The organism is Pseudomonas medicaginis (assembly GCF_965119365.1).
Classification (GTDB): domain Bacteria; phylum Pseudomonadota; class Gammaproteobacteria; order Pseudomonadales; family Pseudomonadaceae; genus Aquipseudomonas.
Genome location: NZ_OZ221631.1, coordinates 3,094,872 through 3,106,823 on the forward strand (window position 1 = coordinate 3,094,872; position 11,952 = coordinate 3,106,823).

The following is an 11,952-nucleotide window of genomic DNA, read 5'->3' on the forward strand; positions in this document are numbered from 1 at the left end:
TGGCGCGACCGCGCCCTTCAGGGATTACCAAAGCGCAACGGTGTAACCGACAATCAGGCGGTTCTCATCGAGGGCGGTGGTCAAGCCATTGCCGGAACGGAAGGTCACATTGCGCCAGCGCAGGCTGACGTCCTTGAACATGCCGCTCTGGATGACGTAGCTGATATCGGTGTCGCGTTCCCATTCGGTACCGTTGTCGACGCTGCCGGTCTTGACGTGGCGGCCGTCGGTGTAGCGGGTCATGAAGGTCAGGCCGGGAATGCCTTGCGCGGCGAAGTCATAGTCGTAGCGCAGCTGCCAGGAGTCCTCGTCGGCACGGGTGTAGGTGTTGTAGGTCACCAGGTTGACCACGTAGGGATCGCCGCCATTGAGGAACGGAAAGGCGCTGTCGCCGGACAACTGCTGGTACGTGGCGCTGACCTTGTGAGCACCGTGAGAGACGGTGAACATGCTGTTGAAGTTGCGGTTGTCGATGCGTCCGGCGCGCTCGGTGCCATCCCCACGGCTGTCGAAATAGCGCACATCGCTGCGCAGGTTGAAACCGTTGCTCAGCGGTTGGGTATGCACCAGCCCGAAGAACTGCTGGCGATAAATCTGTTCGAGCTTGCCGTAGTAGTAGCTCAGGTTCAGTTGCGGGCTGACGGCGTAGCTGCCGCCGCCGAAGTCGAAGTGATCGCTGCTGGCGGCGCCGTAGCCGATTTCATCGTTGCTGGAGGAGTCGCGCAGGTTGGCTTTGGTCAGGCGTCCGGCATTGACCGTCAGGCCGCTGATTTGCTGACTAGTCAGTAACCCACCTTCAAAGGTCGAGCCCAGCAGGCGGGTGTCGTTGTAGGTCGCCACCGGCAGTAAGGGTTGCAGGGTGCCAAGCTTCAACACGCTTTTGGACACCCGCAGCTTGCCGGTCAATCCCAGTTGGCTGAACTCGTCTGCCGGTTCATGGCTGTTTGGGCCGTAGGGCAACAGCCCAGTGCCACGGCGATCCGGGCTGGAGTCAAGCTTCAGTCCCAGCTCCCCAAGCGCGTCGAGACCGAAGCCGAATGTGCCGTCGGTGAATCCGGACTCAATGCGCGCTGTGAACCCCTGTGCCCATTCCTCGGCCTTGGACTGTGGCGCGTTGCCCTGACGGAAATCGCGATTGATGTAGTGGTTGCGCATTTCAATGCGGGCCTTGCTGTCGTCGATGAGGTCGGCCATGGCGCTGGGGGCAACCATAGGTAGACTCAATACGGCGGCTAACGAAAACAGTGATTCGTAGGGTGCGGTACGCGCGGGCTTCATTATTTTTGTTCCCTGACATCAGATCGGTCGTTGTTTAGTGCTTGCTGGCATCGGACGCACCGATGCCGGTCATCGAGCGGATGAACTGCGCCAGATAACGTCCGCGCTCAAGGGCTGCACGCGGGGACGTATCGGTGACCGAAAAAAACCAGGCACTGAGGAACGCCAGGCCCATGGAGAACAACGCCGGGTTGGAGTAGGGGAACAGCGCCTTGTCGTGTTGCAGCACGTTGACCCACACCGCCGGGCTCAGTACCAGTAGGACAATCGCTGAGGTCAGCCCTGCCAGACTGCCGGTCACCGCGCCGCGAGTGGTCAGACCTTTCCAGTACATCGAGAGGAATAGCACCGGGAAATTCACCGAGGCGGCGATGGCCAGTACCAGTCCAGAGAGGAAGGCAATGTTCTGCGATTCAAATAACAGACCGAGGATGATCGCCAGGACACCGATGCATAGCGTGGCGATCCGCGACACACGAATTTCCTGCTGTTCGCTGGCCTGGCCCTTGCGCATTACACAGGCATACAAATCGTGGGACACCGCCGAGGCACCGGACAACGCCAGCCCGGCAACCACCGCGAGAATGGTGGCGAAGGCGACCGCCGAAATGAACCCGAGGAACAGGTTGCCGCCCACGGCCTGGGCCAGGTGCACAGCGATCATGTTGCCACCGCCGATGATCGCGCCGTTGGTGTCACGGAACGCAGGATCGGTGCCGACCATGACAATCGCGCCGAAGCCGACGATGATCAGTAGCAAGTAGAAGTAGCCGATAAATCCGGTGGCGTAGAACACACTTTTGCGTGCTTCCTTGGCATCGCTGACTGTGAAGAAACGCATCAGGATATGTGGCAGGCCGGCGGTGCCGAACATCATGCCAAGACCCAGCGAGATTGCATCGATCGGGTTCGACAGCAAACCGCCGGGCGCCATGATCGCGTTGCCCTTGGCGTGCACGGCAGTGGCGCCAGCGAACATTGCTTCGGTGCTGAAACCGAAATGCTTGAGCACCATGAAAGCCATGAACGTAGTGCCGAACAGCAGCATCACGGCCTTGATGATCTGCACCCAAGTGGTGGCGAGCATGCCGCCGAAGGTCACGTAGAACACCATCAACACGCCGACCAGCATGACCGCGTAGAGGTAATCGATGCCGAACAACAATTCGATCAGCTTGCCGGCGCCGACCATTTGCGCCACTAGGTACATGAGGGCCACGGTCAGGGTGCCGAAGGCCGAGGTCAGGCGCACCGGAGTTTGTTCCAGGCGATAGGAAACCACGTCGGCAAAGGTGTATTTTCCGAGGTTGCGCAGGCGTTCGGCGATCAGGAACAGAATGATCGGCCAGCCCGCTAGTACGCCCAACGCGTAGAGCAAGCCGTCATAGCCATTGAGGAACATCATCGCCGAGATGCCCAGAAAGGACGCCGCGGAGATCATGTCGCCGGCAATCGCCAGACCGTTCTGGAAACCGCTCATGCCACCGCCAGCGGTGTAGAAATCGCTGGCGGAGCGGGTACGCAGCGCGGCCCAGCGCGTCACACCAAGGGTAAACAGCACAAACACCAGGAACATGCCGATCGCGTTCCAGTTCAGTGGGCGGGACGCGCCCTCGGCCGCTGTCGCAAAGTCAGCGACGAAGGCCAGAGGCAGCAGGAATAACGACAGAAACCGGCTCATCGGGCCCACTCCTGTTTCAGTTTTTCGTTGAGCGGATCGATCACGTTGTTGGCGCGATAGACGTAGAAACCGGTCAGGGCGAAGGCCAGCACCACGATCACCACGCCGACCAGCATGCCCACGCTGGTCACGCCACCGTTCAAGGATTGGCCCAGGGTGCTGGGGGAGAACGCCACCAGTAAGACGAAGCCGAAATAGATCACCAGCATGATCAGAGACAGCGGCCAATACAGGTTCTGTTTGCGGCGTACCAACTGGATGAAATCGGGGTTCTGGCGGATGAGTTCTACGTCTGTGGGTGTCATGGCGCGCTCTCTGTTGTTGTTTTTTTTGGGGTGGAACATGTTTCGGGTGCGACGCGGTCCGGGTGGGAGTGAGCTTGCTCGCGATGTGGCCGGGGCAGTCGACATCAGCGTTGCCTGATCCACCGCTATGGCGAACAAGCTCGCTCCCACAGGAGATTGGTGTTGTTCTTCAGAGCTGGTCGAAATCCAGCACCACCTTGTCGCTCACCGGAAACGCCTGGCACGACAGCACATAGCCGGCGGCCACTTCGTAGTCTTCCAGGGCATGGTTACTGTCCATTTCCACTTCGCCTTCGATGACCTTGCATTTGCAGGTCGAGCACACGCCGGCCTTGCATGAGTAAGGCAGTTCGGCGCCCTGGGCGTTTCCGGCGTCGAGGATGCTCTGGCTGTTGCGCGGCAGGTCGAAGGCCAGGGCGCGGCCGTCGCTGATGACGGTGATCTGGCTGACGGCTGCATCAACCAGTTGGGCCGCCTCCCGGGCCTCGCGTTTTTGTTGGCTACCAGCGGCGGCGAATAGTTCGAAATGAATGCGCTCAGGCGGCATGCCTTTGGCTTTCAGGCTGTCGCGTACGGTTTCGGTCATTTCCTGCGGGCCGCAGATGAAGGCCGCGTCGAGGGATTTGACGTCGAGCCAGCGAGAGAACAGCTGCTCGCATTTCTCGGCGTTGATCCAGCCGTTGTACAGGTCGACATCCTGCTGTTCGCGACTGAACACGAAGATCAGGTTCAAGCGTTGCAAGTAGCGGTTTTTCAGGTCTTCGAGCTGTTCGCGAAACAACGCGCCGGAGCTGGAGCGGTTGCCGTATAGCAGCGTGACACGGCTGTGCGGCTCGGTTTGCAGGGTGGTCTTGATGATCGACAGGATCGGCGTGATACCGCTGCCTGCCGCGACTGCCAGGTAGTTGCTGTGGCGGGTCGGGTCGAGCTCGACATGAAAGTTCCCCGCCGGCGGCATCACTTCCAGGCTATGCCCGGCCTTCAACTGCTCATTGGCAAATGAAGAGAAACGCCCGCCCGCCACGCGCTTGATGGCGATGCGCAGTTCACCGTCGTTGACCCCGGTACAGATCGAATAGGAGCGGCGGACTTCTTCGCCGTCCATCTGGGTGCGCATCACCAGGTGTTGACCCTGGGTGAAGTGAAAACTGTCTTGCAAGTGCTGTGGGATCTCGAAGGCGATGGACACCGCATCGCGGGTCTCGTTACGCACGTCCTTGATGGTCAGACGGTGAAATTTACTCATTTTTATTCTCCAACTGGGACGGCCGATTGCCGCTCAGATGCACTTGAAATAGTCGAACGGCTCCCGGCAATCGCAGCAGCGGTACAGCGCCTTGCACGCGGTGGAGCCGAACTCGCTGAGCACTTCGGTGTGCGCGCTGCCGCATTGCGGGCAGACAATTACCGGGCTTTCGCCGAGTAGGCTGCGCTTGCTGGCGCTGCCGCTGGGCGGCGCGATACCGTAGGTGCGCAGGCGTTCACGACCGTTGTCGCTGATCCAGTCAGTGGTCCAGGCCGGGGTCAATTTGCGCTCCAGTTGCGGTGCCTTGAACCCGGCGAGTTTCAGCGCTTCGCGGATATCGCTTTCGATCACCTCGGTGGCGGGGCAACCGGAGTAAGTCGGCGTGACCACCACATGCAGGTGCCCGGCCCGCCAGTCGAGATCGCGAACGATGCCCAAGTCAACCACGCTGACCACGGGCACCTCCGGGTCCATGACCTGCGCCAGTGTCGCCCACGCAGCAGCCAGGTCGGTTGGCTGGGCCGGCCGTGCGCCCTGGTCGCTGGCGATCAGCTCACCAGGTTGCATCGGGGTACGCTCGTGGCAGTGATTGCATCTCGGCCAACAGAATGCCCAGGTGTTCGGTGTGTAAGCCGCGGCGGGCATTCAGGTAGAAATAGCTCGGTACGCCAGGCATCGGCAGGGTGGCGCTGGTGAAAATCTCGCTCACCTTGGCTTGCCAGGCTGCGGTGACTTGCGCAGTGGCCGGAGTGATGCCGGCGTCGGACAGGCGCTGCTCGCTTTCGTCGGCGCTGGTCAATTCGAAGGTGAAACGCCAAACCTCGGGTATGGCCGCGAGCATGCGTTTGTGGCTTTCCTCGGTGCCGTCACCCAGGCGCTCGACCCACTCGCCGGAGCGGCGCAGGTGATAGGTGACTTCCTTCACCGCTTTGGCGGCGATCCCGGCAATACGCTCGTCGCTGGACTGGCTCAGGCCGCTGAGTACTGGCAGGTGCCAGGCGTCGTAGAGGAACTGCTTGAGGATGGTCACCGCGTAATCACCGTTGGGTTGTTCCACCAGCAGCAGGTTGCGATAGGCACGCTCATCACGACGGAACGCCAGGTGATCGGCGTCGCGACCGTCGTTCAGCAGGTCGGCGGCGTATTCCAGCCAGTTGCGTGCCTGGCCTACCAAGTCGAGGCCGACGTTCATCAGCGCGAGTTCTTCTTCCAGCGCCGGGGCCTTACCGCACCATTGGCACAGGCGCTGGCCCTGGATCAGGGCGCTGTCGCCGAGGCGCAGCAGGTATTCGATCAGATCAGTCTGCTTGTTCATGGTCGACCTCACATGTGCCCGACTTCGGCCGGCAGCTCGTAGAAGCTGGCGTGGCGATAAACTTTGTCGTCCGCCGGGTCGAACAGCGGGTCTTTTTCATCGGGCGACGACGCGGTGATCAGTGCCGAAGGTACGACCCACAGGCTCACGCCTTCGCTGCGGCGGGTGTACAACTCGCGGGCGTTCTCGATGGCCATGGTGGTGTCGGCGGCATGCACGCTGCCGACATGCTTGTGGTTGAGGCCGTGCTTGCTGCGCACGAACACTTCGAAAAGGGTCCATTCAGACATATCAGTGACTCCACATCAGGTGGCCGATCAGGCAGCGTTCTTGTTCTGTTTTTTGCGAGCATGGGCGACTGCGGCTTCGCGAACCCAGGCACCGTCTTCAATGGCTCTGCGGCGGGTGGCAACGCGTTCCTGGTTGCACGGGCCGTTGCCCTTGAGCACTTCGTAGAACTCGTTCCACTGGATTTCGCCGAAGTCGTAGTGGCCGCGCTCGGCGTTCCACTTCAAGTCCGGGTCGGGGCAGGTGCAGCCCAGCAGTTCCAGCTGCGGGATGGTTTGGTCGATGAAGCGCTGGCGCAGTTCGTCGTTGCTCTGGCGTTTGATTTTCCAGGCCATGGACTGGGCGCTGTTTGGCGAGTGTTCGTCGCTTGGGCCGAACATCATCAGCGACGGCCACCACAGGCGGTTGATCGCGTCCTGGACCATGTCTTTTTGCGCCTGATTGCCGTGGCGCATCATAGTCAGGAGGATTTCGTAGCCTTGACGCTGGTGGAAACTCTCTTCCTTGCAGATCCGCACCATGGCCCGGGAGTAGGGGCCGTAGGAGGTGCGCTGCAGGACTACCTGATTGACGATTGCCGCACCGTCCACCAGCCAGCCCACGGCGCCCATGTCGGCCCAGTTCAATGTCGGGTAGTTGAAGATGCTCGAATACTTGGCTTTGCCGCTGTGCAGCTTGGCGATCTCTTCATCGCGATCGGCGCCGAGGGTTTCCATGGCGCTGTAGAGGTACAAGCCGTGGCCGGCTTCGTCCTGAATCTTCGCCATCAGTTGCAGTTTGCGTTTGAGCGATGGCGCGCGGGTGACCCAGTTGCCTTCGGGCAGCATGCCGACGATTTCCGAGTGGGCGTGCTGGGAAATCTGCCGGATGAGGGTTTGGCGATAGGCATCGGGCATCCAGTTTTTCGCTTCTATCTTGATTTCTGAATCGATTTTTTCCTGGAACGCGCGTTCCTGGTCGGACATCTCCGACAGGTTCTTTATGTGCTTGATGCCGGTTTCTACGAGCTGTGCGTACATGGGGGGCTCCCGCCGTGAATCTGTTTGATGGCATGGAGAACTTTATAAGCGATACAGAAATTAATATCAAACACAAATAGTAGTGTCGTATGTATTTGTGTATCGCTTTGGGATGAGTGGTCGCTTTGGGAGAGATTGTTATGCGCGTGTATCTGATTTTCCGATAACGGAGATGCACAAAAAAAATCCAAAAAAAACCCCGCCAAAGCGGGGCCATAAAGGGTGCGGCAGTCATGCTTTCGGGCGCTTGTCCATCACGTGGCAAGCCTTCCCCTCGGACCGCTTGATCGAATGCATAGGCTGCAAGACAATTCGCGAACTGATCCCGATATACGTTTTGATGTGCCGGCTCAACTCCGCACACACAGCTTTCTGCTGGTCGTCCCCCCAATGCTGATGTTCAGGCTTAAGCTCCACATGCACGTCAACGCTATCCAGGTTGCCATTGCGATACAGATGAATTTCATAACACTCTGCAAGCTGTTTGATTTTCAGCACCTGTTCCTCAATCTGCGTCGGAAACACATTGACCCCACGAATAATCAACATGTCATCACTGCGCCCTGTGATCTTGTCGATACGTCGCATCGGCCGTGCAGTACCCGGCAACAGACGCGTCAAGTCGCGGGTGCGATAGCGGATCATCGGCAGTGCTTCTTTACTCAGCGACGTAAACACCAGCTCGCCCATCTGTCCGTCCGGCAGCACCTCACCCGTGACCGGATCGATGATTTCCGGGTAGAAGTGGTCTTCCCAGATCGTCGGTCCATCTTTGGTTTCGGCGCATTCCATGGCGACACCTGGCCCCATGATTTCCGAGAGGCCGTAGATGTCCAGAGCAGTAATGCCCAGGCGCGCTTCGATGGCACTGCGCAGTTCGGCGGTCCAGGGTTCGGCGCCGAAGATGCCCAGGCGCAGGGCCAGTTTGTGCGGGTCGATGCCCTGACGCTCGATTTCATCGGCGATGTTGAGCATGTAGGACGGTGTGACCATGATGATGTCTGGCTGAAAATCCTTGATCAGTTGCACTTGCTTTTCAGTCTGCCCGCCGGACATCGGAATCACTGTGCAACCCAGGCGTTCGGCACCGTAGTGGGCACCCAGTCCACCGGTGAACAGGCCATAACCGTAGGAAATATGCACTTTATCGCCACGTCGGCCACCCGCCGCACGGATCGAGCGGGCCACCACGTTGGCCCAGGTGTTGATGTCGTTCTGGGTGTAGCCGACGACGGTCGGTTTGCCTGTGGTGCCGCTGGAAGCATGCAGGCGCACTACGTCATGCATTGGCACGGCGAACATGCCGTAGGGGTAGTTGTCGCGCAGGTCGGACTTGGTGGTGAAAGGAAATTTCGCCAAGTCTTCCAGCGACTTGATGTCATCCGGGTGCACGCCCAGCGCATCGAAGCGTTGACGGTAAAGCGGCACGTTGTTGTAGGCGTGATTCAGGCTCCAGCGCAGGCGATCCAGCTGGTGCTGACGGAGTTCGTCGATGCTGGCGGTTTCAATCGGGTCCAGCACTGGATCAAGCACGGCTTTGGCAATTGGCATGTTCATAACTTCACTCGAATTATTTTTGTGTTTCAGCCCTTTGCACAAGGGCTTAGAGTGCATGCCCCAAGGATACCTCTCGGCTCCTCGGGAATCGCGGTTCTTTAGTCGGATAGGCGCTCAATGATCAGTGCGATGCCCTGGCCGACGCCGATGCACATGGTGCACAAGGCGTAGCGATCCTGACGTTCTTCCAGTTCATGCAGGGCGGTGGTCACCAGCCGTGCGCCACTCATGCCCAGGGGATGACCGAGGGCAATGGCTCCGCCGTTGGGATTGACCCGCGGATCGGTGTCGCTCAGGCCGAGCTCGCGCAACACTGCCAGGCCTTGAGCGGCAAACGCCTCGTTGAGCTCGATCACGTCCATGTCGGCCAGGTTCAGGTTCGCCAACTTCAGGACCTTGCGCGTCGCCGATACCGGGCCGATGCCCATGATCCGTGGTTCGACCCCGGCAGTGGCCATCGCCACGACCCGGCCGCGAGCCTTCAGGCCGTGGCGTTTAGCGACTTCCGGGCTGGCCAGCAACAGGGCACAAGCCCCGTCGTTGACCCCGGACGCATTGCCGGCGGTGATGCTGCCGCCTTCGCGAAACGGTGTGCCGAGCTTCTGCAACTGTTCAAGCGTGGTGTCGCTGCGCGGGTGCTCGTCATGCTCGACCACCTTGGCCGGTCCTTTGTGCTGGGGGATTTCTACCGCGACGATTTCCTTGGTCAGGCGTCCGCTGGCCTGAGCCGCGCCGGCACGTTGCTGGCTGCGCAGGGCGAAGGCGTCCTGATCGGCGCGGGAGATGTTGAACTGCTCGGCGACGTTCTCGGCGGTCTCCGGCATCGAGTCGATGCCGTAGGCTTTCTTCATCAGTGGATTGACGAAGCGCCAGCCGATGGTGGTGTCGTAGACCTGCGCGTCGCGGGAAAACGCCTGCTCGGCCTTGCCCATCACCAGCGGTGCACGGGACATCGATTCGACACCGCCGACCAGCATAAGGCCGGCCTCGCCACAGCGAATCGCCCGCGCGGCCGTGCCGATGGCATCCAGCCCGGAACCGCACAAACGGTTGAGGGTGGTGCCCGGCACGCTGACCGGCAACCCGGCCAGCAGCGCCGACATGCGTGCAATGTTGCGGTTGTCTTCGCCGGCCTGGTTGGCGCAGCCGTAGATCACGTCATCAACGGCATTCCAGTCGACTTGCGGGTGACGGCGCAGCAATTCGCGCAGCGGCACCGCGCCGAGGTCGTCGGCGCGCACGCTGCTCAAGGCTCCGGCGTAGCGGCCGATCGGGGTCCGCACCGCATCGATGATCAAGGCGTCATTCATTCGGGTTCTCCTGCGTCAGCACAGCGCCGCGCACTTTGTAGGATTTGCCATGGAACAGCGCGATGAGCTGGCCCTGTTGGTTTTCAATGCGTACGTCATAGTTACCGGTGCGACCGGAACGGCTTTGCTCGATGCAGTCGGCATTCAAGGTGTCGCCCAGGCGCGCCGGGGCGATGTAGTCGATGCTGCAACCGATGGCCACCGTGGCCTCGTTGTAGCTGTTGCAGGCAAGGGCAAACGCCGAGTCGGCGAGGGCAAACAGGTAGCCGCCGTGGCAGGTGCCGTGGCCCTGGATCATGTCGGCGCGCACGCTCATGCCCACGCGGGCGGCACCTGGCGCAACCGAGAGCAGGCGCATACCCATTGCCTGGCTGGCGGCGTCGCGCTTGAGCATCGTTTGCGCGCAGGTGCTGGCCAAGTTCATCGCTTCGTGGTCAGTCATGGAAATTTCTCCCTTCGGCGACCTGGCGGCGCAATAGCAGCGACGGTCGATAGCGTTCTTCGCCGTAGTTGGCTTGCAGGTTTTCCAGCACGTTGAGGATGTGCGAAAGGCCGATTGCATCAGCCCAGGCTAGTGGGCCTTTCGGGTAATTGACCCCGGCGCGCATCGCCAGATCGATGTCGGCGGCCGAGGCCACGCCTTGCAGCAGGGCGTCAGCGGCTTCATTGGCGAGCATGGCGACGGTGCGCAAAACGGCGAGGGCCGGGCTGTCACTGAGATAGCTGACTTGGAATCCGGCCTGTTGCAGCAACGCGACCCCCTGTTCGAGCGCGCAAGGTTCGATGCCTGTCGAGCAACTGATGGCGATTCGGCTGGCCTTGCCGTAGTCGAACGCCAGGTCGAGCAGGATCAGATTGCGCAAGCCCTCTGTGTTGGCGCGCTCACACGCCATGCGCCCATCGCTCAAGGCCAGCACCGCATCACCGACGCGCAGCAAACCCTGGCCATCGCGCTGGACGACGTCGATGCCGTGCTCGCGAAAGCGCGAGATCAGAGTGTTTGCGATGCCCAGGTCTCCTTCTGCAACGCAGGTTTCAACGGGCCGTTCGCTGCTGATTGAACTGGGCTGCGGACGCTCGATACCTTCGACATAGCTGTAAAATCCCTGGCCGCTTTTGCGCCCCAGACGTCCGGCATCCACCAGTTCTTTCTGGATCAGCGACGGCAGGAAACGGGTGTCACCGTAATAGGCATCGAACACAGAGCAGGTCACGGCATGATTGACGTCATGACCGATCAGGTCGGTCAGTTCGAACGCGCCCATCGCAAAACCACCGGCATCGCGCATCAGTGCATCCAGCGTCGGGCAATCGGCAGCGCCTTCCTGAAGCAAACGCAAGCTCTCGGCATAGAACGGCCGGGCCACTCGATTGACGATGAAACCCGGCGTAGAACGAGTGTGTACCGGTTTTTTGCCCCAGGCCCTGGCGGTGTCGTACAGACACTCGGCCAATGCCGGATCGCTGGCCAGGCCCGAAACGATTTCCACCAGCGCCATGATCGGGGCGGGGTTGAAAAAGTGCAGACCCAGCAAGCGTTGGGGATGATTCAGCTGTGCAGCGATGCTGGTAATCGACAGCGATGAGGTGTTGCTGGCGAGAATGCAGCGCTCATTACAGGTACGTTCCAACTGCCGGAACAGGGTGCGTTTGACCTCTAGGTTCTCGACGATGGCTTCGATGACCAGTTCACAATCGGCCAGCGCTTCGATGGCGTCCACGGCTTGCAGGCGGGCGATGGTCGCCGTACGCGCTTCGGCCGTGAGCTTGCCTTTCTCGACCCGTTTTCCCAATTGCCGGTCAATGCCCTCGATGGCCTGAGCGGCAGCGCCCGGACGATTGTCGAGCAACAACACCGGATGGCCGGCTTGTGCTGCGACCTGAGCAATGCCTGCGCCCATGGCACCGGCACCGATGACCGCGATGCGCGCGTTAGTGTTCAGTGCAGTCATG

At 60.5% G+C, this 11,952-nt stretch carries 12 protein-coding genes; all 12 read right to left on the minus strand.

What is annotated here, in order from left to right:
• Positions 1 to 24: 24 nt before the first annotated feature.
• Positions 25 to 1,278 carry an OprD family porin gene (locus tag ACMTA2_RS13785; RefSeq protein WP_413795250.1) on the minus strand — a complete coding sequence of 418 codons (1,254 nt, stop codon included), beginning with the start codon at positions 1,276 to 1,278 and terminating at the stop codon, positions 25 to 27.
• Between the two features lie 34 nt (positions 1,279 to 1,312).
• A complete protein-coding gene (locus tag ACMTA2_RS13790) occupies positions 1,313 to 2,959 on the minus strand; it encodes a cation acetate symporter (protein ID WP_413795251.1) in 1,647 nt (548 codons plus the stop codon).
• The gene (locus ACMTA2_RS13795; RefSeq protein ID WP_413795252.1) at positions 2,956 to 3,264 is read right to left on the minus strand and encodes a DUF485 domain-containing protein; all 309 of its coding nucleotides are present in this window, start codon (positions 3,262 to 3,264) and stop codon (positions 2,956 to 2,958) included. The genes ACMTA2_RS13790 and ACMTA2_RS13795 overlap by 4 nt, the downstream gene beginning before the upstream one ends.
• Before the next feature lie 169 nt (positions 3,265 to 3,433).
• Positions 3,434 to 4,510: a 1,2-phenylacetyl-CoA epoxidase subunit PaaE gene (gene paaE, locus ACMTA2_RS13800; protein WP_413795253.1), complete on the minus strand. Its 1,077-nt coding sequence runs from the start codon at positions 4,508 to 4,510 to the stop codon at positions 3,434 to 3,436.
• Between the two features lie 33 nt (positions 4,511 to 4,543).
• Positions 4,544 to 5,077, minus strand: coding sequence for a 1,2-phenylacetyl-CoA epoxidase subunit PaaD (paaD, locus tag ACMTA2_RS13805; RefSeq protein ID WP_413795254.1), 534 nt, complete (start codon positions 5,075 to 5,077; stop codon positions 4,544 to 4,546).
• The gene (gene paaC / locus ACMTA2_RS13810) at positions 5,064 to 5,825 is read right to left on the minus strand and encodes a 1,2-phenylacetyl-CoA epoxidase subunit PaaC (RefSeq protein ID WP_413795255.1); all 762 of its coding nucleotides are present in this window, start codon (positions 5,823 to 5,825) and stop codon (positions 5,064 to 5,066) included. The genes paaD and paaC overlap by 14 nt, the downstream gene beginning before the upstream one ends.
• An 8-nt stretch (positions 5,826 to 5,833) precedes the next feature.
• Positions 5,834 to 6,115, minus strand: coding sequence for a 1,2-phenylacetyl-CoA epoxidase subunit PaaB (gene paaB, locus ACMTA2_RS13815; protein WP_003208899.1), 282 nt, complete (start codon positions 6,113 to 6,115; stop codon positions 5,834 to 5,836).
• A 27-nt stretch (positions 6,116 to 6,142) separates the two neighbouring features.
• Positions 6,143 to 7,132, minus strand: a complete 990-nt coding sequence (gene paaA / locus ACMTA2_RS13820) for a 1,2-phenylacetyl-CoA epoxidase subunit PaaA (RefSeq protein WP_413795256.1) — start codon at positions 7,130 to 7,132, stop codon at positions 6,143 to 6,145.
• Positions 7,133 to 7,363: 231 nt separating this feature from the next.
• Positions 7,364 to 8,689 carry a phenylacetate--CoA ligase PaaK gene (paaK, locus tag ACMTA2_RS13825; protein ID WP_413795257.1) on the minus strand — a complete coding sequence of 442 codons (1,326 nt, stop codon included), beginning with the start codon at positions 8,687 to 8,689 and terminating at the stop codon, positions 7,364 to 7,366.
• A gap of 98 nt (positions 8,690 to 8,787) precedes the next feature.
• Positions 8,788 to 9,999: a 3-oxoadipyl-CoA thiolase gene (pcaF, locus tag ACMTA2_RS13830; protein ID WP_413795258.1), complete on the minus strand. Its 1,212-nt coding sequence runs from the start codon at positions 9,997 to 9,999 to the stop codon at positions 8,788 to 8,790.
• A complete protein-coding gene (paaI, locus tag ACMTA2_RS13835; protein ID WP_413795259.1) occupies positions 9,992 to 10,441 on the minus strand; it encodes a hydroxyphenylacetyl-CoA thioesterase PaaI in 450 nt (149 codons plus the stop codon). Before paaI ends, pcaF begins: the two co-directional genes overlap by 8 nt.
• Positions 10,434 to 11,951, minus strand: a complete 1,518-nt coding sequence (gene paaH, locus ACMTA2_RS13840; RefSeq protein ID WP_413795260.1) for a 3-hydroxyacyl-CoA dehydrogenase PaaH — start codon at positions 11,949 to 11,951, stop codon at positions 10,434 to 10,436. Before paaH ends, paaI begins: the two co-directional genes overlap by 8 nt.
• Between the last annotated feature and the right edge of the window lies 1 nt (position 11,952).

Excerpts from the sequence above, each read along its gene's own strand:
- ACMTA2_RS13785 (WP_413795250.1), bottom strand. The coding sequence starts at position 1,278 with ATGAAGCCCGCGCGTACCGCACCCTACGAATCACTGTTTTCGTTAGCC.
- ACMTA2_RS13790 (WP_413795251.1), bottom strand. The coding sequence starts at position 2,959 with ATGAGCCGGTTTCTGTCGTTATTCCTGCTGCCTCTGGCCTTCGTCGCT.
- ACMTA2_RS13795 (WP_413795252.1), bottom strand. The coding sequence starts at position 3,264 with ATGACACCCACAGACGTAGAACTCATCCGCCAGAACCCCGATTTCATC.
- paaE (WP_413795253.1), bottom strand. The coding sequence starts at position 4,510 with ATGAGTAAATTTCACCGTCTGACCATCAAGGACGTGCGTAACGAGACC.
- paaD (WP_413795254.1), bottom strand. The coding sequence starts at position 5,077 with ATGCAACCTGGTGAGCTGATCGCCAGCGACCAGGGCGCACGGCCGGCC.
- paaC (WP_413795255.1), bottom strand. The coding sequence starts at position 5,825 with ATGAACAAGCAGACTGATCTGATCGAATACCTGCTGCGCCTCGGCGAC.
- paaB (WP_003208899.1), bottom strand. The coding sequence starts at position 6,115 with ATGTCTGAATGGACCCTTTTCGAAGTGTTCGTGCGCAGCAAGCACGGC.
- paaA (WP_413795256.1), bottom strand. The coding sequence starts at position 7,132 with ATGTACGCACAGCTCGTAGAAACCGGCATCAAGCACATAAAGAACCTG.
- paaK (WP_413795257.1), bottom strand. The coding sequence starts at position 8,689 with ATGAACATGCCAATTGCCAAAGCCGTGCTTGATCCAGTGCTGGACCCG.
- pcaF (WP_413795258.1), bottom strand. The coding sequence starts at position 9,999 with ATGAATGACGCCTTGATCATCGATGCGGTGCGGACCCCGATCGGCCGC.
- paaI (WP_413795259.1), bottom strand. The coding sequence starts at position 10,441 with ATGACTGACCACGAAGCGATGAACTTGGCCAGCACCTGCGCGCAAACG.
- paaH (WP_413795260.1), bottom strand. The coding sequence starts at position 11,951 with ATGACTGCACTGAACACTAACGCGCGCATCGCGGTCATCGGTGCCGGT.